General features: G+C 50.3%; 24 protein-coding genes and 3 pseudogenes. 7 read left to right on the top strand and 20 right to left on the bottom strand.

What is annotated here, in order from left to right; all coding sequences use genetic code 11:
• The coding region (locus LLG46_07635) for an SAM-dependent methyltransferase (protein MCE5323170.1) at positions 1-164 on the bottom strand (164 nt) is incomplete at its 3' end.
• A gap of 204 nt (positions 165-368) precedes the next feature.
• Here LLG46_07635 and LLG46_07630 point away from each other — a divergent pair.
• From LLG46_07630 to LLG46_07615, 4 genes and pseudogenes are all read left to right on the top strand, one after another.
• A complete protein-coding gene (locus LLG46_07630) occupies positions 369-989 on the top strand; it encodes a type IV toxin-antitoxin system AbiEi family antitoxin domain-containing protein (GenBank protein MCE5323169.1) in 621 nt (206 codons plus the stop codon).
• A pseudogene (locus LLG46_07625) lies at positions 986-1237 on the top strand (nucleotidyl transferase AbiEii/AbiGii toxin family protein). Before LLG46_07630 ends, LLG46_07625 begins: the two are co-directional and overlap by 4 nt.
• Before the next feature lie 415 nt (positions 1238-1652).
• On the top strand, positions 1653-2417 hold the full coding sequence (locus LLG46_07620; protein MCE5323168.1) for a methyltransferase domain-containing protein: 765 nt from the start codon (positions 1653-1655) through the stop codon (positions 2415-2417).
• A gap of 12 nt (positions 2418-2429) precedes the next feature.
• Positions 2430-3416: a DEAD/DEAH box helicase family protein gene (locus LLG46_07615; protein ID MCE5323167.1), complete on the top strand. Its 987-nt coding sequence runs from the start codon at positions 2430-2432 to the stop codon at positions 3414-3416.
• Positions 3417-3667: 251 nt separating this feature from the next.
• Here LLG46_07615 and LLG46_07610 read toward each other — a convergent pair whose 3' ends face one another.
• The 9 genes and pseudogenes from LLG46_07610 to LLG46_07570 all read right to left on the bottom strand — a co-directional run bounded on the left by LLG46_07610 (position 3668) and on the right by LLG46_07570 (position 11543).
• Positions 3668-4690 carry a universal stress protein gene (locus LLG46_07610; GenBank protein MCE5323166.1) on the bottom strand — a complete coding sequence of 341 codons (1023 nt, stop codon included), beginning with the start codon at positions 4688-4690 and terminating at the stop codon, positions 3668-3670.
• A gap of 64 nt (positions 4691-4754) precedes the next feature.
• Positions 4755-5243, bottom strand: a pseudogene (kdpC, locus tag LLG46_07605) (K(+)-transporting ATPase subunit C).
• Positions 5243-5623 (bottom strand): annotated as a pseudogene (locus LLG46_07600) (potassium-transporting ATPase subunit B). The pseudogenes kdpC and LLG46_07600 overlap by 1 nt, the downstream one beginning before the upstream one ends.
• 45 nt (positions 5624-5668) lie before the next feature.
• Positions 5669-7498, bottom strand: coding sequence for an APC family permease (locus LLG46_07595; protein ID MCE5323165.1), 1830 nt, complete (start codon positions 7496-7498; stop codon positions 5669-5671).
• Between the two features lie 105 nt (positions 7499-7603).
• Complete coding sequence (locus LLG46_07590; protein MCE5323164.1) at positions 7604-8302, bottom strand: response regulator transcription factor; 699 nt, start codon at positions 8300-8302, stop codon at positions 7604-7606.
• On the bottom strand, positions 8299-9882 hold the full coding sequence (locus LLG46_07585) for a DUF4118 domain-containing protein (protein ID MCE5323163.1): 1584 nt from the start codon (positions 9880-9882) through the stop codon (positions 8299-8301). The genes LLG46_07590 and LLG46_07585 overlap by 4 nt, the downstream gene beginning before the upstream one ends.
• 237 nt (positions 9883-10119) lie before the next feature.
• The gene (locus LLG46_07580; GenBank protein MCE5323162.1) at positions 10120-10335 is read right to left on the bottom strand and encodes a hypothetical protein; all 216 of its coding nucleotides are present in this window, start codon (positions 10333-10335) and stop codon (positions 10120-10122) included.
• Complete coding sequence (locus LLG46_07575) at positions 10332-11057, bottom strand: helix-turn-helix domain-containing protein (GenBank protein ID MCE5323161.1); 726 nt, start codon at positions 11055-11057, stop codon at positions 10332-10334. Before LLG46_07575 ends, LLG46_07580 begins: the two co-directional genes overlap by 4 nt.
• Positions 11058-11336: 279 nt before the next feature.
• The gene (locus LLG46_07570; GenBank protein ID MCE5323160.1) at positions 11337-11543 is read right to left on the bottom strand and encodes a hypothetical protein; all 207 of its coding nucleotides are present in this window, start codon (positions 11541-11543) and stop codon (positions 11337-11339) included.
• A 1401-nt stretch (positions 11544-12944) separates the two neighbouring features.
• Between LLG46_07570 and LLG46_07565 the strand changes: the two genes are divergently transcribed.
• On the top strand, positions 12945-14090 hold the full coding sequence (locus tag LLG46_07565) for a PEP-CTERM sorting domain-containing protein (protein ID MCE5323159.1): 1146 nt from the start codon (positions 12945-12947) through the stop codon (positions 14088-14090).
• Between the two features lie 327 nt (positions 14091-14417).
• Here LLG46_07565 and LLG46_07560 read toward each other — a convergent pair whose 3' ends face one another.
• Together LLG46_07560 and LLG46_07555 are read right to left on the bottom strand one after the other, a co-directional pair.
• A complete protein-coding gene (locus LLG46_07560) occupies positions 14418-16355 on the bottom strand; it encodes an S-layer homology domain-containing protein (protein MCE5323158.1) in 1938 nt (645 codons plus the stop codon).
• 19 nt (positions 16356-16374) lie between these two features.
• Positions 16375-16545, bottom strand: a complete 171-nt coding sequence (locus tag LLG46_07555) for a hypothetical protein (GenBank protein ID MCE5323157.1) — start codon at positions 16543-16545, stop codon at positions 16375-16377.
• A 249-nt stretch (positions 16546-16794) separates the two neighbouring features.
• Between LLG46_07555 and LLG46_07550 the strand changes: the two genes are divergently transcribed.
• Complete coding sequence (locus LLG46_07550; GenBank protein ID MCE5323156.1) at positions 16795-17529, top strand: PEP-CTERM sorting domain-containing protein; 735 nt, start codon at positions 16795-16797, stop codon at positions 17527-17529.
• A gap of 165 nt (positions 17530-17694) precedes the next feature.
• On the opposite strand, the gene serC is transcribed toward LLG46_07550, so the two are convergent.
• From serC to LLG46_07525, 5 genes are all read right to left on the bottom strand, one after another.
• Positions 17695-18777, bottom strand: a complete 1083-nt coding sequence (gene serC / locus LLG46_07545; GenBank protein ID MCE5323155.1) for a 3-phosphoserine/phosphohydroxythreonine transaminase — start codon at positions 18775-18777, stop codon at positions 17695-17697.
• A 131-nt stretch (positions 18778-18908) separates the two neighbouring features.
• Entirely contained in the window at positions 18909-19340 is a 432-nt protein-coding gene (fabZ, locus tag LLG46_07540; protein MCE5323154.1) for a 3-hydroxyacyl-ACP dehydratase FabZ, read from the bottom strand.
• A gap of 20 nt (positions 19341-19360) precedes the next feature.
• Complete coding sequence (locus tag LLG46_07535) at positions 19361-19750, bottom strand: hypothetical protein (protein MCE5323153.1); 390 nt, start codon at positions 19748-19750, stop codon at positions 19361-19363.
• Positions 19751-19758: 8 nt separating this feature from the next.
• Complete coding sequence (locus LLG46_07530) at positions 19759-20766, bottom strand: hypothetical protein (GenBank protein ID MCE5323152.1); 1008 nt, start codon at positions 20764-20766, stop codon at positions 19759-19761.
• A 15-nt stretch (positions 20767-20781) separates the two neighbouring features.
• Entirely contained in the window at positions 20782-23049 is a 2268-nt protein-coding gene (locus tag LLG46_07525) for a beta galactosidase jelly roll domain-containing protein (GenBank protein ID MCE5323151.1), read from the bottom strand.
• Positions 23050-23229: 180 nt separating this feature from the next.
• On the opposite strand from LLG46_07525, the gene LLG46_07520 reads away from it, so the two are divergent.
• Positions 23230-23697, top strand: coding sequence for a GNAT family N-acetyltransferase (locus tag LLG46_07520; GenBank protein MCE5323150.1), 468 nt, complete (start codon positions 23230-23232; stop codon positions 23695-23697).
• Between the two features lie 104 nt (positions 23698-23801).
• Here LLG46_07520 and LLG46_07515 read toward each other — a convergent pair whose 3' ends face one another.
• From LLG46_07515 to LLG46_07505, 3 genes are all read right to left on the bottom strand, one after another.
• Positions 23802-24812 (bottom strand): Gfo/Idh/MocA family oxidoreductase, encoded by a 1011-nt coding sequence (locus LLG46_07515; GenBank protein ID MCE5323149.1) that lies wholly within the window; start codon positions 24810-24812, stop codon positions 23802-23804.
• A gap of 36 nt (positions 24813-24848) precedes the next feature.
• Complete coding sequence (locus tag LLG46_07510) at positions 24849-25553, bottom strand: sugar transferase (protein ID MCE5323148.1); 705 nt, start codon at positions 25551-25553, stop codon at positions 24849-24851.
• An 81-nt stretch (positions 25554-25634) separates the two neighbouring features.
• Positions 25635-26735: a DegT/DnrJ/EryC1/StrS family aminotransferase gene (locus LLG46_07505; GenBank protein MCE5323147.1), complete on the bottom strand. Its 1101-nt coding sequence runs from the start codon at positions 26733-26735 to the stop codon at positions 25635-25637.
• Positions 26736-26737 lie beyond the last annotated feature (2 nt).

Below are 26737 nucleotides of genomic sequence, written 5' to 3'. Positions count from 1 at the left end.
GCCCAGGTGCACAGCATCTCCCCCGAACCGCTGCCGAGGTCGAGCACTCGGGTTCCCGTTTCCAGACGCAACGCCGCGCCGAGAGTGGTGAGCTTTTCGGGTGTGAACGGGTTATGGATGCGGTGAGCGCTTTCCGTGATGTTGAAAATCCGTGGAATGTCCATTTTGGGAAATCTCCTTATGGGTGTGAATAGATTCGGCCACAGCACGACATAACTTGAGTTTGCGACGCAATATAGGTAAATTATATTACCTCTATCGGGACACACATTCAAGTCTTCGTCCAGCCGGGCCAGGGTGCACTTGATTTTTTCTGCTGTATGGATAATAATACCTATAGTGAGCAACAAGCGTAGGTAATTCTATCCATGAAAAAACGAGGCCCAACCGCTTCCGCAAGAGAAGACGCAAAACGTCTGGTAAGAGAGAAAAGCGGGATCATCCGGACTGCTGAAGCCATTCAGGCAGGTATTCACCCGCGTACCCTTTACGAACTTCGTGACGCGGGAGAACTGGTGCAGATATCGCGCGGCGTATATCGCCTGGCAGATCAGCAGCCAGTATCCAACATTGATATTGTGACTGTAGCAGCACGCATTCCAAGGGCAGTTATCTGTCTTGTTTCGGCTCTGGCCTTCCATGACATTACAACGCAGATTCCTCACACCATTTCCATAGCACTCGAAAAAGGTGCTGAAACGCCGCGACTGGACTATCCGCCTATCACTGTTCATCGCTTCTCTGGCGATACCCTCACTCAGGGGATTCAGGAGCATAAAGTGGATGATGTTAGGGTTCGGGTATACGGCCCAGAGAAAACACTGGCGGATTGCTTCAGGTTCAAAAACAGGCTTGGAATGGACGCTGTTTTGGAGGCACTGAAGCTTTATAAGGCAAGGAAACCATTCGATATTGGTGAGCTTCTAAAGTATGCCAGAATATGCAGAGTCGAAGCCGTTATGAGGCCCTATATCGAGGCAATGCTGTGAATACCAGACCCATCAAGAATCTTCCTGCTTCAATCCGGTAGCGCCTTCTCAATAAAGCTAAGGCTGATAACCGGCCATTTGCTGAACTGCTGCAGTATTACGCGATGGAGCGCTTTCTGTATCGCTTATCACAGTCTCAGCATGCGGACAGATTCGTCCTAAAGGGTGCTCTACTATTGCGCGTCTGGAACTCTCCCGAAACCCGACCAACAATGGACATTGACATGCTTGGAAGAACCAGCAACAGCGAGCCGGATGGGCTCATCTGCCGATGAGAAGATCACCCTAATTCGCAGGCTCTTTCGTGGACGCGATGATGTATACGCTCGCCGATGGGAAAGCCCAAAGACCAGCAAGTCGGGTTATCAACCAGCCTGCCGCAACGAGTGGGTAAATAGACTGTGCGATAAGCGCCGCGTGAAATGTGCAGACTGTCCAAATCGTGAGTTTCTTCCTCTCACTAAAGCAGTTGTTCGCAATCACGTTGCAGGTCATGAGCGGAACAGCTCTGACAGCTCACACAGTTTCGTCATCGGCATCGATCCAATGCTCAGTGACGAAACCTGCTGGTCCCTTGCGGCTGATTTTGATAAGGCAACCTGGCAAGAGAGATTCGGCGGCGTTTACGGAAACGATATAATACCAAATGCAGGAGCACTAGTTATGTCGAAAAGAACTGAGATATTTGGGCCATTAGCTGACGACTATGCGCGATATCGGCCTGGTTATCCGGCAGAAGTGCTTGATGAGCTGATTCGCGTGTGTGGACTCAGGCGCGCCTGGATCGTGGCTGACATCGGCTCTGGTACAGGTAATCTGGCACGGTTGTTTCTCGATGCCGGATATCAAGTGGTCGGGGTGGAGCCGAATCGTGAAATGCGCGAAGCTGCTGAGCGGTTGCTGGCGGGGTACTCGACATTCCACAGCTTGGAGGGTGTAGCGGAGCACATCCCGCTCGACGCATGCAGCATTGATCTGATTGCTGTAGGCCAAGCACTTCATTGGTTTGACACCGTAGAAGCGCGAAACGAATTCCTTCGTATCCTCCATCCAGGTGGTTGGGTAATCGTGACATGGAACGACCGTCTGTGTGACGCAACTGCATTCACGAGAGAGTATGAAACTCTCACACAATCCTGGGCAGACGTGCAGCCACCGTTACCGCATGCGGCTGCTCCCTTCCAGACTGGACTCGACCATCTATTTGGGGCTGTCACTCCGCATTCTGGCAGCTTTCAGCACACCCAAAGCTTCGATCTCGAAGGTCTTCTCGGGCGTGCACGCTCTTCCGGATTCATACCGCAAACTGGTGCCTCTCATTATGCTGAATTCACCAGCTTGATGACCAATCTGTTTACCCGCCATCAATATGATGGCATGGTCGAGTTTCACTATATTACGCGACTCTATCTCGGACAGTTGGGTTGATTACTCGTCGCGGTGAACACGCTCATCTTGCTCCATCGGCAACAAATGCTGGACCAGTGGGTGGTACGTCTCTCGACATTCCTTGATATCGATCACAAGCAGATCGGCAGAATTAGCGGCAGTAAGCACCGGCCTACTGGCATCATAGATGTTGCGCTTCTCCAGAGCCTGTGCAGAAAAGGTGTTGTAGACGATATCGTCGCCAACTATGGGCATTTGGTTGTCGATGAATGCCATCATATATCCGCGAGCAGTTTCGAGCAAGTAACGCGCGCATGCAAGGCGAAGTATGTGCTTGGGCTGTCGGCGACACCTGCTCGAAAAGACGGGCATCATCCTATCATCTTTATGCAGTGTGGCCCGATTCGCTACAGAGACAACGCCAGGGATCAAGCGGCATTGCGCCCATTCGAACACAAGCTGATCGTTCGTAGAACCAATTTCAGATTGCCGCTGGAGCTGTCTGTTCAGGAGAAGCCGCCAATCCAGGACACCTACTCCGCCATCATTGCAGACACACACCGCAATAACATGATCATTGATGATGTCATCACAGCCGTCGAACAGGGGCGTTCGCCGGTCGTTATCACCGAGCGCAAGGAACATCTGGAATTCATTGCCGCTGAACTTAGCAAAGCCGTTAAGAATGTAATCGTGCTCAAAGGTGGTATGGGTACGCGTCAGAGAAAAGCGGTAGCTGAGGAACTGGCTGAGATACCAGATGCAGAAGAACTGGTGATAGTCGCGACAGGTCGATATCTCGGCGAAGGATTCGACGACGCCCGACTCGACACTCTCTTCCTCACAATGCCGATCTCCTGGAAAGGCACCCTCGCTCAATACGCAGGACGACTGCACAGGCTTCACGCTGCCAAGAACGAGGTCCGCATATACGACTATGCCGACTTAAATGTGCCAATGCTCGCCAGAATGCATGATAAGCGGCTCAAAGGATACAGAGCGATTGGCTACATCTTCTCTGAAGTGAAATCAACCTGATACAGGATGGCCGCGACTGTTGCCCATTATCGGCTATTATGCAATACCAATGCATGATTGCCAATATGCGATGTACTGCGTTTCGTCAACAGCTTGGACCAATGCCGGGTACACACGATGTTTATAGCAAGTTTCCTCTCCCTTGACGGAGAGAATGCTAAGGCGAAACAACAACTGTGAACTGGCAGTGCAGTAAGCAACACAAAGATTGCAGGACCTGCATTGTGAGTAGTTTCTCCAGGTCTGCAATATTAGCTAACATCATCAGAATCTGCAACCACGATAATGTCAATATCCTTGGTTTTTCTCATTATGCGGTTGATGATCGATCCCTTCATGATTTCTTGAACCCGACTGCGAGCGGATTGACCCATTACGATGACAGTTGCTCCAGACTGGTCAGCATAGCGGATTATCTCATTAGCAACCGAGTCTCCCTCTAATTCTACTGCTTTACCCCCAAAATTTCTGGTGAGTTCATAAACGCCCTGAAGCTGCTCCTGTTCTCGTTTGGTCAGGTTTGCTCCCGGTGTCCGCACGAACATGACATCAAAAGTGCCCTGCATGCGTTTTGCTATTCGGTAACCTCGACGAACGAGCCTTTGTGCCATCGGACGAGGACCGACACATACAAGCACATGCTCACGAGCAAGTTTGCCCTGGGACATGTCGTGCGCCTGCATGTATTCGTGGAGTTGCTCGTCTACTTCTTCAGATGTTCTCTGCAGAGCGAGTTCACGCAGCGCGACTATGTTGCCCTTGCGAAAGAAATTGGCAAGCGCCTGGGGAATCTTTTCCTCGTGGTAGATATCGCAGCGCCTCAGGCGATTAATGAGGGCATCAGGGGTATGGTCCACAAGCTCAATCTCGTCTGCGGTGTCGAGCACCCAGTCCGGGACGGTTTCGCGGACTCGCACGCCGGTAATCTCGTAGACTACATCATTCAGACTTTCAACGTGTTGAATATTGAGGGTTGTTATGACATTGATTCCAGCATCTCTTATCTCTTCTACACTCTGCCAGCGTTTAGCATGCACTGTGCCTGGGACATTCGTGTGAGCCAGTTCGTCTATCATGACCCATTCCGGGTTGCGGGCTATCACGGCTGCAGTATCGACTTCATAAAACTCAGCGCCGCGATATTCGAGCTTCTTTAAAGGTATCTGCGCGAAGCCTTCCATAAGCTCGGCAATTGCAGGGCGTCCGTGGGTCTCGATCAGGCCGATAACGATATCTTCGCCCCTACTGAGGCGACGCCGGGCTTCGGAAAGCATCTTATATGTCTTTCCAACCCCGGAAACCGATCAAAGAAATATCTTTGTCTACCTCGCTGATCGGTCATCTTGCACTTCCGCTCGCTGTATCCAGCGCTTTGTTGATTTCGAGCACATTTACCCTCGGCAATTGAGCGTATGCATTGGCTACGCTTATGTCGGGGTCCAGCCCACTACCCGAAGCCGTGACCATGTCCGCAGGTATCTAGTTCTTGGTAAGACTTGGATTCCGTCGTGCCGTGTCTCTTATCCGCTCATTTACCGAATCGACGAGCACTCGACTGGTGGGTCCAAGGTTCGATCCGCCGGATGCTGTCGCGTCATAACCTTTGCCTGCTGCGGATGGCCTGGGATGGAAATAGCCTAGCTGAGTGAACTGCTGCCCAATCAAATTCGAGCCTATTATCTTTCCGTGCTCTCTTATCAAACTGCCCCTTGCCTGACTTGGAAAAAGTAACTGTGCTATACCGGTCATTGCCAGAGGATAGAGCACTCCGAACATCAGTATTGTAACAAATGCCACACGAATCGCGATAGATGTGTGTCTTCCCATCATTCACCTCCAGCCAGACCAAATGCGACCAAAACCATATCGATCACCTTAAGTCCCATAAACGGAACGATGATTCCCCCAAGTACATATATCAATAAGTTGCGTTGCAAAAGCGACGCCGCACCAAGTGGACGATATTTAACTCCATACAAAGCGAGGGGAATTAGCGCAACTATTATCAGCGCGTTGAAGATGATCGCCGACAGGATTGCGCTATGCGGCGAGTGTAAATGCATGATATTGAGCTTGTTGAGTACCGGGTAAGTCGAAGCAAAAATGGCCGGGATGATGCCAAAGTACTTGGCGACGTCATTTGCAATGCTGAAAGTGGTAAGCGCACCGCGAGTCATGAGAAGCTGCTTACCTATCTCGACAATCTCAGTGAGGATAGTCCTACAGAGCGGTCTAGGAATTGTGAATGTGCGCTACTCCTCCACAAAGTAGCGAACGTTCGTGATTACTATATCGCGGCGAGTCATAAGAGCAAACTTAATGAGCAGAGATGACTGGTTGTGGAGAATCCGATGCCACCACTTCCGCACCACGAATTCGGGCAAAACCACTGTGATAACATAACCCGGCCTTTCCTTCTTTGCCTCATCAAGATATCGAAAAAGTGGACTAATGATCGTCCGATATGGTGACTCAAGAATGACCAGAGGTATATCCATCCCGAATATTTCCCATCGGTCTCTCAACAAAGCGGTCTCCACGCCGTCCACCTCGATATATAACGCTCTACAATCGTGAGAGAGGCTGCGGGCGTATTTCAAAGCAGGCATCACTCCCTTATGAATGCTGGAAACCAGAACGATGGATGTGGACTTTATCGGCTCTGGCTCTTTATAGTGATCTTCGGAAAGCCTGAGTTGATTGCCTAGCTTGATGTAGTGCTGGTGAATTTTGTAGAAGACGAGTACGAGCGCCGGAATTAGAAAAATAACGATATATGCGCCGTGCATAAACTTTACCGACGCTATTACAATGGCTACTACGCCTGTTGCAAAAGCCCCAATGCTGTTAATTATTGCGTGTGTGCGCCATCTATTCAACTTGAGGCGACGGTGCCTGATTACCATACCTGTCTGGGACAGCGTGAATGTCACAAATACACCTACTGCATACAGCGGGATCAGAGCGTGAGTCTCACCGTGAAATATCACAATCAATAGTGCGGCTATCGTTGCAAGAGCAGTGATTCCGTTTGAAAAGACGAGTTTATCGCCCAGGTTCGTGAGTTGTCTGGGCGCAAATCTATCTCGCGCCAGAATCGAACTGAGCCTGGGAAAATCCTGGAATGCCGTGTTGGCGGCCAGAATCAGGATTGCGGCTGTTGCATATTGGATGAGATAATAGAACCATCCTTTGCCGAACGTGCCTCTTGCTATCTGAGATATAACGGTCTCATGCTCTGATGGGAGAACTCTATATAAGTGCGCAAGATAGGTGCTGCTCATAAAAAGCGCACCCAGAATGCAGGCCATTATTGCCACTGTTGTCGCAGCATTTTTCGACTCGGGCGGTCTGAATGCAGGTATGCCGTTGGCGACCGCCTCAGTTCCGGTAATTGCCACACATCCCCCCGAAAAGGCTCTCAGAACAAGCCATAGTGAAAGTGTGCCTGTTATGGGGACCGATTCCGTCGGTGGAATTATGTGATGGATCGGTGCGTGCGTGATTGCTTTGAACAAACCCACAGCCGTCATGGCAAAAAGGCTAAACAAGAAGATATAAGTAGGAGGAGCAAACAGCCAGCCGGACTCTCGGAGGCCGCGCAGATTGGCAAACGCTACGATTGCTACAAACACAACTCCGAGCAGGACTTTATAAGGGGCAAGGTCTGGATAAGCCGAGACAATGGCAGCTACTCCAGCAGCTATACTAACCGAAACCGTTAGTACATAATCTGTCAAGAGAGACGCTGCGGCGATAAGACCGAGAAGAACCCCCAGATTCTCCTTTGTTACTGTGTAACTGCCTCCGCCGTGAGGGTAGGCGAATATCGTCTGTCGATATGAAAGAGCAACAATCCCAAGAAGAATTGCAATTGCCACTGCTATCCACTGAGACACATGCCATGCTCCCGTGCCGATAACGACCAGCGCGAGTAGTATTTCCTCAGTTGCATATGCTACCGACGACAAAGCGTCCGAAGCAAATACGGGCAGGGCAAGAAACTTAGGCAGCCGTTCGTGTATCTGCCGGGCTGTCGGCAATGGCTTGCCCAGCAGCAACTGCCTCAATTTCGTAAACACTTCGAAACCTCCCAATAGCATTACACAAACAGTGTAGGACATTGGCTATTAAGAGTTAGTAAATGAGCAACGCACTGATGTTAAGATTTTGTATAGCTGGAGTTTCTACCCAGTGGTGAAACGAAAACCGACGCCGGTCTCAGTGAGGATGTAGCGAGGCGAGGATGGTTTCAGCTCTATTTTCTTGCGAAGATGGCTTATGTGGACTCGAAGTGTCTGGGCGTCCTCGGCGTACTCCGGCCCCCAGACTTTCTCCAGCAGCATTTTCGAGGTGACAACGCGGTCGGAGTTCTGTGCAAGGTACGCAAGGATATCGAACTCCATTCGAGTGAGTTCTATTTCTTCGCCCAAACGCTTCAGCGTGCGTTTGGCTATATCTATCTCCAAATCGCCGGTCTGAATGACGGGCGGAGAAGTAACGCGGGATGCAGACCTTCTGAGCAGAGCACGAATTCTCGCAAGCAGTTCTGTAGTGGAAAACGGCTTGGTAAGGTAATCATCTGCTCCGATGTCGAGAGCGGTAGCCTTTTCGGTATCGCCGCCGATGACCGACAGCATCAGAATTGGGCCCTCGTACCAGCTGCGGAGTTCCCTGCATACTTCAGTTCCCCGCAGACCCGGCATAGCCATATCGAGGATAACAAGATCAGGTGGGTTGTCAATTGAAAGGTCAATGGCCTCGTCACCGTTTGTTGCCAGAACAACATCATACTTGCGTGCAGTAAGTATCGACTTGAGTGCTCTGCGGATTTGTTCCTCGTCGTCCACTACCAGAATTCTTGGGTTTTTCTCAGGTGCGCTCATTGCAACTCTGGAACCTCCTCAAGTGGAAGCGAGATCACAAATCGCGCTCCGTGTGGTATGACATCCTCAACCCATATCTTGCCGCCATGGAATCGCACAATCTCTCTGGTAACTGCAAGCCCCAGACCCGTGCCGGAGGCGGAGCGGGATGAGGACTCGCCTCTATAGAATTTCTCGAATATCTTCTCGCGTTCGTCAGGTCGGATACCGGGTCCCTGATCCTCGACCCACATTCTGATCACACTGTCATCGACTGATGCACCCATCCGAACAGGACTGTCCGATGGGGAGTATGTTAGCGCATTTGCGAGCAGGTTCTCCACGGCTCTTGCCATCTGCGTGAAATCCACGAGGACCATAGGCAAAGAGTCCGGCAGCAAGACCTCGACTCTGGACTTCTGCTTTTGGGGCACTTTGGACACGACGGCCCACAGCACATCTGCAAGTTCAAACCATTCTTGCTTTGGCTCCCACGCCGCAGACTCCAAGCGAGACAAGTCCAGAAGGGCGTTTATGCTTGCCGTTAGCCGGTCGATGTCATCCTGCATGCTAGATAACTCCGGTCGGACTTTCTGCGAGTCCCATTCAACATCCTCGGCAGCAAGATTGCTTATCGTTGCCGCAATAGAAGCGATTGGCGTTTTCAGTTCGTGAGAGACGGAAGACATCAGAGTAGATTTGAGTCGGTCAGCCTCCCGTAGAGCGTCCGCCTGGACAGCAGTCGATTGCAGTCGCTTTCGCTCAAGGAACGCTGCCGTCTGATTGGCCGCTGCCACCAGTGGGCGAACGCCATCTATCGAATAAGGCCGCCCATCCGTTCGCGGTCCTACATAAAGAATGCCTTCCTGTCTTTCCGCGGTTTGCAGTGGTATGAAAACATCATTGCGGCCATCCTCGATACCGGCCTGGCTGTGCGTGACCGATATAGGCCATCCGGCAGCAGCGGGATCAGAGCGTTTCTCGATTTGGGGCAGTCCGACTGCTTTCGATTGTGTATAGGCCCATTCGGCTATCTGCGAAACCGATGGGTCGAGTCGGCAGCTTCCTTCAGCGATTGACATCATTTCGTAAAGTCTGTTCTCCTGGTCTACCAGAAACAGCGCACCGCAGTGCGCCCCCGCTATCTGCGTTATCTCGTTCATAAGAAGCTCAGCTACGTCCGAGACAGAGGCATCCGACACGAGACGTGCACTGAACTGGTTCAACATGGCCAATTCACGTCCCCGAGCAAGAGCTTCGGCCTCGCGGTCCCGCATTCGTCCTGTCTGCATTCCCATCGCTATCGCTACGACCAGAAAGACGAACAGCGAAAGCCAATCCTTGGGATCGTGTACAATTAAAGTATCATATGGGGGCAAGAAGAAAAAGTTCCACGAGAAGAAAGCAAGCAATGCTGCAAGTAAAGCGGGCCTTACACCACTGAGTCCGGCAACCAACCCTACTATAAGCAGGTACAGCAACGCCCACTGTCCCCTGGCGAAATGCAGCCGTCCCGGGAAGAATATTGCTGTGGCGATCACAACACACGTAACCGCGAATATATAGCTATGCTGTTTTGCAAAAGATTGGAGAACCCGCATTTGCATCACCTTAAGTGGTTACCGTAACATAATAGCTATGTAACCAAAATCTGACAAGTGTTATTGGTGGTGAAGTGTGCTGGTTGATATCCGCAGCCGAAAGCATTATCTTCATACTACAGTAAAGGTCTCTTATAGACTCTCTCTTAAGGTCTCGTGCGCAAGAACTCAGCTACATAAGAATCCAGACTGATCTGCTCGTTAGGGGCAATGGCCGCTCCTGACGCCTGCCTCCAATTAGGACCTCAGAAGGAATTTCGGGATTGTCTTCGTAATGTGTTGAACAGGACTGGTGCCGCTGAAGTTTGTTGCGATGGCACGCAGGACTTGAGTGACATAGTAGTCCTTCTCCACGATCCGGGCGCTGATGCGTTCCAAGCCGTGCTGCTCTTTTAACCAGGCGGTCGTTTCGGTGAGAATCGGACCAAAGTCCTCGTGCTCACAAAGCTTCATTTCGCTAGCCACTCCTTAGCATATCTCATGCATCGCAGTCGCCCGAAGTCGTACCTGGACAGCGGGTTCAACGACGATCTTAGCGTCACAAGTTCTGGTTTTCTGATCCTCGCCTCCTGTCCCAGCGCTCCGAGCATGGCTCGCACTCGCGGCGGCTCCTGCATTGCTGCTTCGGCCAGCTTGGCAAACACTCCTGGCTCTTTGATGATATGCAGCAGCCTACGGACAGTTTCCTCTGGGGAACGCTCACTTGTTGTGCCCCTCTCGCGCAGAAACTCCAGGATAGCAGCTTCACGTGTGTCTATGCAGATGCTGGAGACAGGGCGGCGGACCGTGACCTTTACGCCAGCCACGCTTGCCGGCGCCTTGCTCTTGGAAACGGCGTATGATGGCTCAACCGGCACCTGCGTGCTTAGCCCAAGCACTCGTGCGGCGGTGTAGCCGGTAGGGCGAGCATCAGATGGGAGAAGCTTCGAGATCAAGGCAGCAGGCGAAACCTTGCTTTCACCCAGAACAGTCTGCTTTGGGCGATAGTAGACTCCTTTGCGCACGCGCTTAACCAATCCCTCACGATAAAGCCGGGATAATGCCTGGCTAACTGCCGCAGGCGGCATGCCATTAAAGTCCGTGTATACCCAGACTCGGTCGGTTGATTGCGAGATGGCCTCTCTGACCGCCGACGCGACTGACCTCTCCTGTTTATTCTTAATAGCTGATCGCATTGTCTATAGTCCTTGTAGATTGCTCTTACAGTATATTATGCCCTGACAGGGGATTGTTGTCAAGTATTATGTACTATATTCTTGACATACAGCCATGCGATCTTTAGGGCGGAATGCTTAAAAGAATCAAAAAACTCCATTTATCTAAACGCTAAAGTTGTTTACACTGACGCAGATGCCAGCCAAGTCTTCAGGCATGTGCGGTAGACACATGCGATTATCCGCTATCGGCTGTACGATACATTGCATTTGATCAACCACTTGGACCAATGCCTGCCTCTATAACTCCGAATATTGCACTGCCAGAATACCCGGTGCGACTGGCAGCATAGTATTCCCCATATGGATCAGCCATCCCTTTTCAGTCATATCAGCATAGTCGACCATAAGCGATTGCAAACCGGAAGCCATTGCTGATCGTGGGGTAGCAGCCGACTTCACTTCCACCGGAATCAATCGACCCTGATCCTCAATTACAACGTTCACTTCAGTCCCGTGGCTTGTTCGCCAGACGTAAGCTTGCTTTGTGTAATTATGCAATTACAATGCAGCATTACACACAGATTGCCCGGGACACGCAGTTCGAACCTAATCAGCATATGCATCAGCGAAAGAAAAACAGAAAGCCATGCAGGCCACCCGATTACTTCAAACCTCCACTAACTCACACTCAAAAACCCTGTTTCTCCAGCTCAATTTGAACGTTTGGTCATGCTCCGGTATTCCGTCGGGGCTACCACTTCTCTGTATACTAGCGAGCCAGTGGTTGGCTCGCTATTGTCATTTATGGGTGAAAGTGGATCCCGCAGCTTTCCTTCCACTGCTTTTCGTACTTCTAGGTCGACCGATGCATAGGCTTTTTCAATGTCGGCGACTTTTCCCTTTCGGATCAACGCTGCAGCTTTTCGGATTTAGCCACATTATTCAGCATCCTCAGGTCGTTTAACTCATTAGAAATTGAGCTAATCTTCTAACCATTTCGGGCGCTTGCGCGCCGGATCTGCGGCTTTGGTTTGACGATGTATGTGTAAATGCTCATATTTCTATTTCTCCTTTTTATATAGACCAAAAATGCTCGACCGTTATAAATAGGTGCCGGTAATGGACTTCGCGACAGCGGTCAGAGATCTGAAACGCTATCCTTGATATTCGAACCTGCCAGGAATTACCATTATCTCGTATCGATTACCGTGCCATTCACGCACAAACCGGGTCCTAATAATGGAGTAAATAGGCGTCTCTTGTGCGTTGAGCAATTTAGTCGAATCCACTCGTCTCGAGAATTTCGGACATAGTTGCATGCAAGTTCTCTGACAGCCCACCGTAGTGAAGCTCTTGGATCCGATATAATGAAATATGGATGGCTGTAATCAGGCGGGCTTTTGTGGAACATTTCCCGCCATAAATGCTTCAGCCCGTTATACGGAAGGTGCGGCAGGTCTGAGAGTTGATTTTGGATAGTGTTCATTGCTCTTCTCCGATGATTTTGAATAGTAATTGATACAAAATGTTGTGAAAAGGGTTCATGAGCCAAGTTGATACCGTCCGCTCATGAATCGTTGTCAAGGTAGGACTTAAGCTGAGCTATGGCGAATGGCTACATAGACGTTCTTTGCTGCGTTCCAACATACAGTCGAAGCTCAAAACACTACAAAACTACTAGATAGAATTGACGGCTATAATCGTATCGATGTGTTCGAAATGCCAAAATATCCAAGCACAGCCTTAAACACAGCGATAATTCTAGGAAACTTGCGGCGATGTAACGCAGACATTGTTGCTGACTCCTGTGTATTCGGGTTGTGAAATGCACGCTCTTGATGCGACACAGTTGGAATGCAAAAGCCGGCAACAGATCTGCATCAAAACCAAGGAGAATCAGAAAATATGAAATACAGCAAGTTATTGGCAGTTGTTTTTACCACAGCAGCGGCAGTTGTGTTCAGCAGTGTTGCCGGCGCGGCGACATTCCAAGGGCTGGGCGATCTTCCTGAAGGCAGATACGAGAGTGGTGCCTATGGCATATCTGCCGATGGGTCTACCGTGGTTGGATATGGTTACTCAGCTTCCTCTTTATACTGCGAAGAAGCTTTTCGCTGGACTGCAAGTAGTGGAATGGTGAGTCTAGGAGATCTTCCTGGTGGAAACAGCGCCACCAATGCTAAGGGCGCTTCAGCAGACGGATCTGTCGTAGTTGGATTCAGCGGCTCGTCGACCGGCCCCGAAGCTTTCCGCTGGACTGCAAGTGATGGCATGGTCGGCTTGGGTGATCTTCCTGGTAACAGCATCTGGAGCGAGGCCTTTGGCGTGTCTGGGGATGGATCTGTCGTAGTTGGATTCAGCAGCAGTTCGCTAGGTTGCGAAGCTTTCCGTTGGACTATGAGCGAAGGCATGGTAGGCTTAGGCATTCTGAGTGACTACAGCCAGGCATTCGGCGTATCTGCAGACGGATCTGTCATCGTCGGAGATAGCGGAAATGAAGCATTCCGCTGGACTGAGAGTGGAGGTATGGTTAGTCTAGGTGATCTCTCTGGCGGAGACGTAAAAAGCGTGGCCTATGCTGCATCCGGAGATGGGTCAGTCATAGTTGGCAGAAGTAGTTCCGCACTCGGCACTGAAGCTTTCCGTTGGACTGCAAATGATGGTATGGTCGGCCTGGGCGTTCTCTCTGGAGGCGAATTCTGTAGCACTGCCCATGGTATTTCGTCAGATGGATCTGTAATAGTCGGAGAAAGTAGTTCGATGCTGGGCGTTGAAGCCTTTCTGTGGACACAAATTACCGGTATGGTGAGTCTATCCTCGCTGCTCGGCTCTGCGATACCCGAAGGCTGGAGATTATTTGATGCTCAGGATGTAGCTGTTAATAATAACATCGCCACGATTGTGGGACGTGGTAAGAGTCCGTCTGGTTACGAGGCGTTCATAGCCACTGTAAATTTACCGCTTGCGCCAGTGGTGCCCGAGCCAGGCTCATTCCTCGCACTAATAGTGGGAGGATTAGGATTTGTCGGGTTTGCCTGCAGGAAGAGATAGTTGTCGGCACAAAAAGTGCATTCTTATGATGTGTACTTTTAAGCATCTTCGATTTCGAGGAAATGGAAAGCGATAAGCCGGTTTACAGAAGAATCCGAATAGATCACCCTTTTCCGAGTGTGGCCAATGCATCTTGAGCACTAGAGAAGAAGTTTGAGAAGATGCAAAGCAGCCTACCAATAAAGAAGCGAGAAACCGTCTCTGCGATGGTTTCTCGCTTTCTGCGATTTACAGACATAAACACCGGAATCTAGCGCGCATTATTCACGAGAGACGTGAATGATGCGCGGCCCGGACCCTAATTATGCTCGACGAGCATAATTAGGGCTAGAACGTCACACCGAACTGGACAACTCCCTCTCCGGCGCGATATGTATCCGGTCCATACGCAAAGGTCGTCCCGGCAGGATTGCCGCCGCCGTCATAATTGATGTATTGATAACCAACGTTGAACGCCGTATTCGGATTCAACTTATAAGCCCATCCTATTGTCAGATAGGTCTCGGTGGCATCACTGAGCGCGGCAGAATCCGGGCGAAATCTGACCCACTGATAGCCCAGAGCAACCGAATTGGCCTTAGACAGACCCCATTGCAGGCCGCCTTCGGCTTTAATGATATTGTCGTTTTGTGTCAAAGCGGAATTACCGGTAACAGACGACGGGTCCTTCACAGTCAGGTATTCGCCATTAGCCACGAAGTTCAGGTTGCCCATCAACGGGTACACAAGATCAGCATAGGGACCCTTAATATTTACCGGGTTTGCCCAATGGCCTATCTTGTCCCAAAAACCCGCTGCAGTGAAGTTGCGGCCAATAGACTTATAGCCCGCACCCACACCCAGCTTGCCTACCATCGCGCCAAATCTGCCGTCCCAGGCTATGGCGTCGTCATTGACATCCGTGACGCCAACTGCACCCTCACGGACCAGCGCATCGCTTTGAGTCCAGCTTCCTGCAAAGTTGAACATGCCGACAGGCACGGACAGGTCAGTGCCATAGACCCTGGCCTGATCGTAATTGGCTTGTATATTGAACTCGTCCTCGGACCATGATTGATAGAACGTAAAACCGGCTTTCCCACTCCATGGTATGCCGACCACAGCTCTACCACCAGCCGTCTGCGAAACCAGTTGAGTCAGTCCGCCGACTGCGTTGCCGCCAAGCTGGTTGAATGTGCCGATACTGTTTCTCGGCTGACCGGTCAGTCCATTGACCAGGTAGTCGTTAAGATCGTTTTTCGCGGCAAACAGAGTAATGTCCACCCCACCGAAATTGTTCATCAGGCTGATACCATCCATAGGGTAGTAGCCGTCATCGGTCTTGAGGATTGTCGTATACGAGTCAACATCGATCTTCTTCAGAGTATACGGCGTGAACTGGATTGGGAAACGACCAGCTTTCACGTTGCCGCTGCAGATCCCGGCGTCAATATACGCATAGTAGGGAAAGAAAGCGTCAACAAACTGGTGAGTCAGGTCCCCAACCGTCCGGGTATCGTTTCTTGAAGTCTGGCGAACACCATCAACATAGTCGTCCACTGCAACCAGATAGTTGAGATAGTTGCCATAGTCGATAGTCGCGTTTGCAGTGGTACTGCAACTGATGCGTCCTACGACATTAAGATCAAAATCACGCACCACTCCTATCGTGCGGCCAAGCGTCGCTGTAAACGGGATCGTTCGGTTATCCAGGTCCACTGCCGGCACAATGCCGCTTCTGTGATCGTTGGCAATTGCAAATACATTGGCATCACCTGTAAATTTCACCCGTCGGACCTCAGCCTCAAGCACAGCCACTCTGCAGGTGAGATCGGCCACCTGGGTCTTTAAAGTGTCTACATCCACACCCAATGACTCAAGCTCACCGCGAAACTCGTCAACAAGTTTGCGCACGCACTCCAGGTCTTGCTTGGTTGCAAGATTGGCCAGACTTGGAGGCGGCATGATCTCGCTCTTTTTGGCATAATCCTTAAGGGCATCGTCAAGCTCTTCCTGTGTGATTACCCCGCCTCTCTCACTCGGAACCAACTGCGGGATATACTGAATCAACCGCGCTATGGCAACCGCAAACTCATAACGAGTGACTGCCCGCTTGCCGCCAAAGGTCCCATTTGGATAGCCAAGGATTATACCATCATCAACCAACGTCCTTATCGCATCATACGCCCAGTGATCGGTGGGCACGTCGGTAAATGCCTGCTGAGCGACAGCTGAACCGCTGCAAAGCAGTATTATCACCGCCGTCAGATATATTGTCTTGCTCATCTTTTCCTCCGTTCCAACGTCAGGCATGGACCCATTCACTCGACCGGACGCAAAAAGTCGCCATGTTACCTGCCTGCATGCAGTCGGCGATTTGGACCATGATCCTGCTTTGTAATGGCGGGCTGCATTTGTTTGAATCACCTCCAATCCACGCATGCTTTATGCTGTGCGCAACACCCGCTTTGGACATAATTACCCTCTCTGCGCGATATTAGACCATGTTTTTATCAGCATCTTTGCACACATACTTTCATAATTCAGCCCACTAAGCGCTATATTGCGCCATTTGACCAGGCAATATTACCTGAATTTTGCCTCATGCGTTGACATTTGGATGATATGAAGCTATAATCACGTACGAATTCTGTTGACGACCGGACGTATAGATTGCCCGGCGATCAAACAGACGAAGCCACGCACACTAAAAGGAGGAGAAGTAATGAAAAAGATCAGCGTAGTAATTTGTATCTGCGTCTTGCTTCTGGCCACAGCCGCAGTTGCACAGGCGATGGATGTCAATTTGTACATCGACACCGGCCCCGATGGATGGAATTCAACCCTGTTCTCGGCCTGGACACCAAGTGCATTTGCAGCAGCTGCAGACGGCACATATGTCAACATGGGTGGTGGTGCACATCCCGGAACAACCATATTCGAAGCACAAGAGGCTATAGTCTTCAGCACCGGAGACAACGGCAGTATGCTGCTGTGGACATTCTGGCTGCCCGGGAAAACAGCCGCCGAAATGGCCGGCAATATCCAGTATCGTTATAAATACGACTGGGAAGGAGTCGATTACACCACGGATTGGTCGACACTTACAGCTGGAACCTCATTTCCGGCTTGGGGCGACTATACAAATTCAAGCAGTGTCAGCGGAGTTGTCGGCACGATAGGCTGCAGCTGGTGGGCAAATGATGATTATGCCGAGCCATACGATACCGGCGGAACAATATATGACGAGACCGATGCCGCGGACGTTGCAGCTCTTGCCCAAGAGATGGTTACATATCAGACATACTTCGGCGTGGATATCCAGGTAAGAGAAGATGAAAACAGCGCCTGGGAAACCGCAACACTCAATGGACAGCTGGCAGTTCCTGAGCCGACAAGCATAATGGCCATTCTGTTTGGTCTTGGTGGAATTGCAGGATATCGAAGATTTAGAAAATAGGCATAAATCAGTTTTGTCAGCATTATTCACGCTTCTCGTGAATAATGCTCTCGGAGCACCAAATTATGCTGGAAACGCATAATCCGGGTTAGCTGATTTCGCGAATAAAGAGGGCCGGCAAACTTGCCGACCCTCATTTTATTGATTCATTACTCTTTAAAGCTCTCAGCCGTTGGCGGATTCAAAGTCCTTCATAAAGCTGACCAGAGCATCTACGGCTTCCATCGGGACAGCATTATATATACTTGCTCGAATGCCGCCTACTGAGCGATGACCCTTCAGGCCGATCATACCTGCCTTTTTGGCCTCACCGACGAACTTCTCCTCAAGTTCCTCACTCGGCAGTCTCCAGACCACGTTCATGATCGAACGGCTGGCCTTATCTGCCGGAGCTGTCCAGAAGTTGCTGGAATCGAGCAGCGTATATAGCTTAGCAGCTTTCTGCTCGTTGATCTTCTGAAGAGCGGCAATTCCACCTATAGACGCAACCCAATCGGTTATCAGCTTGACTATATATATTCCCCAGGTATTGGGCGTATTATAGAGACTGCCGCCTTCGGCATGGGTCTTGTATCTCAGGAAAATCGGCACGCTGTCCGGAGTTCGCTCAATCAGGTCTCTGCGTATTATCACCAGCGCCAATCCAGATGGACCGATGTTCTTTTGAGCACCCGCATAGATCATTCCAAACTGGTTCACATCTATAGCCCGGCTCATGATCTCGCTTGACATGTCGGCGATCAGCGGTGCCTCGGTCTTAGGAAAGACAGGATAGCGTATGCCGCCTATGGTCTCATTTGAACAGATGTGGACATACTCGGCACCTGAGCTGAACTTTAGCTCCTCCGGCTTTGGTGCACGCATATAGCTTTCTTCCTTGCCGGACCAGACAACAGAGCATGCGCCGTCGCCGACCTTGGCTTCCTTAATGGCCTTGGACGCCCAGCTTCCTGTATCGATATAGTCGGCGCTCTTACCCGGTGCGCGAAGGTTCATCGGGATCATCGCGAACTGCAGACTCGCCCCACCCTGCAAAAAGAGCACGGCATAATCATCGGACACGCCCATCAGCTTGCGGACACCCGCCTCGGCTGCCTCGATTATCTCCTTGAACTCTTTACTGCGGTGGCTCATCTCCATTACGGACATGCCGCTGCTCGCAATGTCCAGAAGCTCGCTCTGCGCCTTTTCCAGAACTGGAAGCGGCAGAGCCGCTGGTCCTGCGTTGAAATTGTATACACGTGCCATAATTTATCCCTCGTTCATATGTCAAAGAGTTGGAAAGCTATGCCTATACTGTAGATATTAGGCGAGAGGACATAAAAACCCTTCTATGCCGTTACTGCTGCCCGACTGTCGAGCTATCGAACTCACAGATGTTAATAGTCAACAAGTGCGCAGGTCAATATCCCTCGGCAGACAAGCTCATTCTCCACACGGGACTCAGCCTTAATCTTCCATATGCCGCGCCTGCCCGAAAGCAGTTCGACCCTGGTTACGACCGTATCTCCAGGCACTGCATTGCGCTTGAACCTGACATCGTCAATGGCTGCAAACATGGCCAGCTTGCCCTTTGTCTCGGGTTTATTCATCAACAGATAGCAGCCGACCTGAGCCATGTGCTCTACCAACAGCGCTCCCGGAAAGATAGCCTGGCCGGGCATATGACCCTGAAGTATCTTTTCATTGGCGGTGATATTCTTGATTCCGGTGCACGCAGTGCCCTCTTCATTGACCTCCATAATCCGGTCGACAAGAAGAAACGGGTAACGGTGTGGAATAGTATCTCTGATTTGCTCTATGTCAATCATGCTCTCCCCCGAATTGTCGGCTAGCGAGATATGGTCGCCATATATTCATAAAGCTCCTGCTCAAGCAGATAGGTATCGTCCTGGATTTGTTTGAGAATCTTGGCATGCTCATCAAGGTATGCAAAGTCTCCACTTGCCATATCCATCGACATCATAGCCTCTTCGGCCTTTGCAGAACGCTCAGCCAGTTCATCAGGAATAAAACTTGCAAGTTTTGGATAAAACTGCCTCAGCTTGTGATATGTGTCCGAGCCCTCCGGCACTTCATTCAAATACAGCTTTATTGCTTCTTTGACCATTGATTTATCACATGGCAGCTTCGATTCAGGAATCCCTCCGATATCGCCTTGCGTTTCGGCCAGTGCTTTGGCGTATCTTTCGATTATTATTTTTGCTGTATCTTTATCCATACTTATTACTACTCACACGCTTTGACGCAATACTCCTTCAGGACGCGCAAATAAGTCCGATAGTCCTCAAGTGAAACCTCCGGCGGAGTCTGATGATCTACGCAGGGTATGAACCCGCCCTGCTTCATTACAGGCAGCAGCCGTTCAAACTCTTCACGGATTCTGTCCTCACCCAGGTGCATTATGGTCTTATCATATGCGCCAATCATATTCAGTTTCGGATGATCGCGTCTGAGTTGTGCAACTTCCACTCCGGCCATTCTCTCAAGAGGCAGCAATCCGCGTATACCCACACTCGTAAACCACTGGGCCGGAACTGTCACGTCACCGTCAGTATCCACAAAAGGCACTATACCCCTATCAATGAGAACAGGCACGATTTGTCTGTAATACGGAGCCATAAACTCCTCGAACTGGCTCTGCGAGAGCATGGGACCATGGTTGTATGACATATCCTCAGCAAAGGTCATGAAGTCAGGCGTGCATATCTCGCAGAACTGCTCTATAACTCTGATCTGATAAGTCAGCAGATCCTCGTTGATCTGCTTCATAAGATCCGGCTGGTCATAGAACGCATACAAGTGCGGTTCTATGCCGAAGAGCATTCGGGGAAACCAGAAGAAACCTTCCAGGCTGATCCATACAACCAGTTCACCGAGCTTTTGCCTGTCTGCCCAGTTCCCGACCACGTCTTGGTCGAAAGGATTTTTGGGATAGAGATACGGCTTGATACGTATATAATCATCACGATCATTTATTATTGGCATTCCATGGCCTGAGGGCTGCGGACAGTCCGGTCCACATGTAAATATCCAATACTGCAACTGAGCATCGAGGCCAAAATATGCGTTAATATCGCTGCCGACACTAAGCTCGGCAGGCAGACCCTCGCCATGCCATCTATCGATTGTTTTGTCCCACCATGCCGCCCACTCGATCATGGGCAGACGATCAACAGATTGGAAGTCAAGGACACGCTTGAGCCTGTCACGGTTGGAAAGTTCTGATTTCATCATAAATATTATTGTTACCTATTTCCTGTCTTTAACCAGCAGCGCAAGGTCGATATACTGTCCGCCCCAGTCCTGCCAGCAGTGGACGGCTATATTGTTTTTGCCGGGCTTAAGTGCTTTCTTGACGGTTTGGGTGACATCTATCCCAATGTAGCCGTCACTCCAACCACTGCCATTCCAAATGCACTCTCCGTTGAGATAGACTTGAGTATCATCATCATAATGGACTGCAAGCATGGCATACTTGATATCGGTTTTGTCGACACTGAAGTCCTGCCGAAGCCAGATGTCCTTGGTTGTCCAGGGTGTGCCTATATACATGTCCCATCCCTGTCTCTTGCCAAATGCTCCTCTGCCGAGCGGCCAGGAGTTATCGTCAAAGCCCGGACTCATCCAGTCATCGGTGGGTTTATCGAATGTATAGCGCCATACCTTGGCCTTATCGGCGTCTTGAAATGCTCCCACAAGCACATTCCAGTCATCATCAACCAGCTTTCTGGAAATATTTATCGGTGGGTTCTTTTCATAGTAGGCCTTGCGAGTGTTTATTCGCTTTATCTTGGCAATGTCGAACTTGGGCTTGCGGTCGTATGTATATATGCCGTTATGTTCCTGCTCGACATCAGTGAGCTGCGTGTAGCAGAACCCAAAGTGCGTGCTGTCCAGCAGCGCATCCGTCAGACCTTTGTAGCGGGTATAAAACTCATCCAAGTCCTTGGGAGTCTTGCCATAGCCCCAGCCGCCACCGGCTAGTTCCCAGCCGATGCCCCCGTATTCGCTCACAAAAAACGGCATTCTGGCTCTTAGTTGTGAAGTTCCATAGCGCTCCGGCAAGCCGCCGGCCTCGCCAGCAAAGGCATCGACCCAGCGTCCTCTGAATGTTGTCGGTTTTTGATCGTAATCATGCATATCAAGAACCTCAGGGTCAGCCAAGCTATGTGACCAGCCGCTGGAATCTATAATCGGGCGCGATGGGTCGATCGCTCGGGTTATATTGACCACGCTGTTTTGAAGAGCCACAGCCGCATCGCTGCTCTCATTGAACGGACACCAGCCGATTATCGAAGGATGATTGCGGTCACGTCGGAGAATCTGCACCCATTCGTCCACCACATTCAAATTGATTTCCGGCTTTGAGTAATCCAGTCCCCAGTTTGGAAACTCGCCCCATGTGATGTAGCCCAGCTTGTCTGCCCAGTAATGATATCTGGGATCGAAGACTTTCTGATGGAGCCTCGCGCCGTTGAAGCCCGCCGCCTGAGACATCTCGATATCATCTCGCAGAGCCTGGTCAGTGGGTGCAGTCCAGATACCGTCAGGATAAAAACCCTGATCCAGGACTGTTCGCTGAAACACAGGCTTGTCGTTGATGAGAATGGCTGCACCCTGTATCGAAACCTTTCGCAGGCCGAAATACGAGCCCAGTTTGTCGACCACATCTTTGCCGCGAAGGAGAGTGAATTTCAGCTCATACAGGAACGGGTCTTCAATCGACCAAAGGCGCTTCTGGGCAAGGTTAAGCACAAGGTAGCTATCTCGCCAATCAGCGGCTGTGACGGCACTGGAAACAAGTTTATTGCCCGCATACGCATCGACTTTTAGCTTCAAGCCTTTACTGGGACCATCTATCTCGGCCTGTATCAGCGCTCTTGAGTTGTCCGGGTCCGGTTCCACTTTGAAATCCTTGATGTAAGTTGAGCCGACGCCTTCGAGCCATACGCTCTGCCAAATGCCGGTTGTTCTGGTATAGAGACATCCGTAGCTGTTGAGTGAAGTTGACTGTTTACCCAGAGGCTGAAGTCCGCTGCGGGTGTCGTCGAAGACATGAATTACTACGGTATTCTTGCCCTTGTTAAGAAAACGAGTTATGTCATATGCAAACGAAGCGCTTCCGCCTATGTGTTCACCCACAGTCTGACCGTTTACCCAGACACTGGTCTTGTAGTCGCTGGCGCCAACATGAAGCAGTGTGCGCGGTGACTTCCATCCCGAAGGCAGCTCGAATGTTCTGCGATACCACACGTTTTTGATAAAGCCTTTGCGTTCAAGCCCCGACAGCTTACTCTCCCGGCAGAACGGTACAATGATCTTGTCGGGATATGGGCGACCGTCAAGAAAGACAGCATCGTTGTCATCTGTCTCTGTAAACTCCCATGTACCATTGAGGTTTACCCAGTCAGCCCTTTTCATCTGTGGAACGGGATACTCGGGCCGAGGGATCGACTGGGCGCAGCACGCACCAATCGGCAGAAGTATGGTAATAATGCACAAACACTTTCTTATCAATGCACTTTTCTCCTTTACAGGGAATTGACGAGAATCATCTCAGCTCGACATTACATGACAGCGTTCTTTTGTAACCTGAAACAATCCTTCATTTTTTGTGTAGGCATATAAATGGAAGGAACAGCGATCCGAAACGTATAAGTAGGCAGTACTCCAAAGTGCGAAAGGAGCAGGTCAACCATGATCGAGATCATAGTAGCACCCGAGGAGAGCAAGGAAAAACTCTGGGAAATGTATCAGGAATATGCTCACGAGCTGTCCGAATACGACCACGAGAAACGCCGCGGTGGAGCATATCATTACCCCTGCTTCGACTACTTCTGGCAAGACGAACACTGTGTGCCGTTTATAATCCTCTATGACCACGAGCCTATAGGTTTTTGCTTTATGCGCGATATCACGCTGAGCTATCGCATCGATGAATTTTATATCCGCCCACTGCATCGCAGACGTAAATTCGGGCATATGGCCGTGGAAAAGGTAAAAGAGCATGCTCGATCACTCGGCAGACACAAGACTATCATCGCCAATGTCTACGTTAATAACGAACCGGCGCTTGCGTTCTGGAGCTCAGTCGGGTTTAAGGATACGGGCAGACGGGAGAGGGTAAAAGAACTGAGACTGGTAGAGATGGAAGCCGACCTATAGGGATTTTGAAAGACATAACGGCTTCAGTCACCGTACGGTGACTGAAGCCGTCGAGCTAGTCCGCATCATGCATAAATAACCAATACAATATACTAAATACCAAATCAGATGGATATCTCCATGCCGCCTTTTGCGATGGACTCATCCGATGCCGCAAGGATTTTTACCATGTTCAAGCCGCTCTCGCCGGAACTGCGCGGCTTTTTGCCGGTCTCGCAGCACTCCAGAAAATGCTTGCACATAACAGACAGCGGCTCCGCCTCCTGCAGGCGAGGCATAAGTATGTCACCATAGTGATATGAACACAGGAACTCGCCGAAAGTGTCGTAGTGCGGCGGATTTTCGACGCCCTTGTCATATATCTGAATCTTGGCGAGTGGGTCCAGATCGTCATATACCAGCATCTGTTTTGTGCCGACCACACTTACAGTCCGCACCTTTCGCGGGTCGACCCAACTCACATGGATAACCGCACTTGCGTTGTTGTCGCACTTCAGCGTCACGAAAGCCGCATCCTCCACCTTTGGATGCAGGAGCTTCATTCCGACTGTCCTTACACTCTTAGGCTTGAGACCGGTGGCATAGAGGATCACAGAAAGATCATGCGGCGCAAGGTCCCACACGACATTTATATCCCGCTGGAATATGCCGAGGTTAAGCCTGGCACAATTAACATAAAGCACATCGCCAAGTATTCCGCTCTCGATGACTTCCTTCATCTTGTTGACGCCGGCGGTATACTCGAACGTGTGGTCAACCATAAGGACTTTGCCGTTTTTCTTTGCCAGATCGACCAGTTCCTGAGCCTCGCTGACTTTGGCTGTGAGAGGTTTTTCGACCAGGACATGCTTGCCCGCCTCCAACGCTTTCTTTGCCAGCAAGTAATGAGCCGACACATGAGTGCATACAGCAACGGCATCTATTGTCGGATCGTTTATGATGTCATCGAAGTCTGTAGTCGTCTTCAGATTCGGATAAAGCCGACTCATATGCGCAAGACGCTTTGTATCCTTGTCACAGCATATTGCCATCTCACAAGTGGGAATCTGATTGAAGTTTCTGATAATGTTGGGACCCCAGTAGCCAGCCCCGACAACACCTACTTTTATGCCCATTAGTTCTCCCTGCCAAAAGAAGATTTCTGAATTTAGTTAACAGGCTCCACGCCCGACGATGGCTTTGGTAATAGTGCGCAGCATAATCCGTATGTCGAGTATGACCGATTGGTGCTCAAGATACCAAATATCCATCTTTACGCTTTCGTCGAATGTAACCCTGCTGCGTCCATGTATCTGCCACCAGCCAGTTATTCCAGGCAGCCCCTGCAGCCTGCGGCGGTGCCAGTCTTGATACAAGTCCACCTCATAAGGTATATGCGGTCTCGGACCGACCATGCTCATATCGCCCTTGAGCACGTTTAATAACTGCGGCAGTTCATCAAGGCTTGTGCGCCTGAGGAACCTGCCTACCGCGGTAACCCTGTCATCACACGTCATCTTATATATCTTTTTGCCGCGCTGATTGAAACTCTTGAGCTCTTCCTCATTTCCTTCAATGAAGAGCTTCATATACTTTCGATGCGAAGAATCATCGCAGTCAACGCGCATACTGCGAAACTTATAGAATATAAACTTCTCGCCGCCTTTGCCTATTCTGACCTGCTTGAACAGAATTGGACCTGGGCTCGAAATTTTAATAAGTAAAGAAACAACGGCTGCCAGAGGTGCAGACAATACAAGACCCAAAGACGCTGCAATCAGGTCCAATATGCGCTTGGATTTATACTGCCTAATTTTCCTCACGCTGTATACCCGCGTGCCGTTTTCATTCGCAGCGGTGCCTTCCACCGTTGCCATAGTGCTACTCCCTATCCTTTTCATCATCCTGCCAGAGCCGCTCTTCTAATTTAATATTGGGTATTTTATATTGACTATTTTTTATTTGGCGGCTTCTTTGATTACTTTGGCGGCCTCAGCTACCTGCTCAGACGTAAGCTCCGGGAACATCGGTATCGAAACTATATGCCCTGCATAATCCTCAGCTACTGGGTTGTCACCCTGTTTGCCGCCGAGGAAACTAAACGCTGGCTGCAGATGCAAAGGCAGCGGGTAATGAATCCCACAACCTATGCCATTTTCCTTGAGCTTTGCCATAAATGAGTCTCGATCCGCCGCGCGCACCACGTATACATAATACGAGTGCTGAGCATACGGCTTCTCGATCGGCAATACCAATCCATTAACATCCGAAAGCAGCTCATTATACGCCTTCGCATGCGCCCGCCTTGCCTCGACCCACTTGTCCAGATACTTCAGCTTCACCCTCAATATGGCTGCCTGCATGCCATCCAGTCTCGAGTTATACCCGATAATTGCATGCTCGTACCATGTCGTTCGTCCATTGTCTCTGAGAAGTCGCAACTTATCTGCAACCTCATCAGAGTTGGTCATAACCATACCGGCATCGCCATATGCGCCCAGCGTCTTGCTCGGGTAAAAACTGAACCCGGCTGCATCACCAATGGAACCCACCTGCTTACTTTTGTAATGCGTGCCATGCGCCTGAGCACAATCCTCGATCACCTTGAGACCACTGCCGCGAGCAATACTCATAATCGCGTCCATGTCTGCCGGATGCCCATACAGGTGAACCGGCATAATTGCCTTAGTCTTGTCGGTTATGGCCGAACAAATCTTGGCACAGTCGATGCAATAGGTCTCAGGATCACAATCGACAAAAACAGGCTTCGCACCCGTATGAGAAACTGCCGCAGCCGTTGCAATAAATGTGTTCGAGGGAACAATAACTTCATCGCCGGAGCCGATTCCGAGAGCCAATAATGCCAGAAACAACGCCTCAGTTCCATTCGCAACACCAATGCCGTGCTTTGCCCCGCAGTAAGCAGCAAATTCGGACTCGAACTGCTTCATCTCATCACTGAGAATAAATGCGGTGTTGTCACAGACCTTCTTTATGGCGGCTTCAATCTCTGATGCGATGGATTTGTGCTGAATCTTTAAATCAATAAGGGGAACCATAT

The sequence above is a fragment of the bacterium genome (genome assembly GCA_021371935.1).
Taxonomy (GTDB): Bacteria; Armatimonadota; UBA5829; order UBA5829; family UBA5829; genus UBA5829.
Note: the sequence above shows the minus strand (reverse complement) of the source record. Positions and strands in the feature narration are given on the sequence as shown.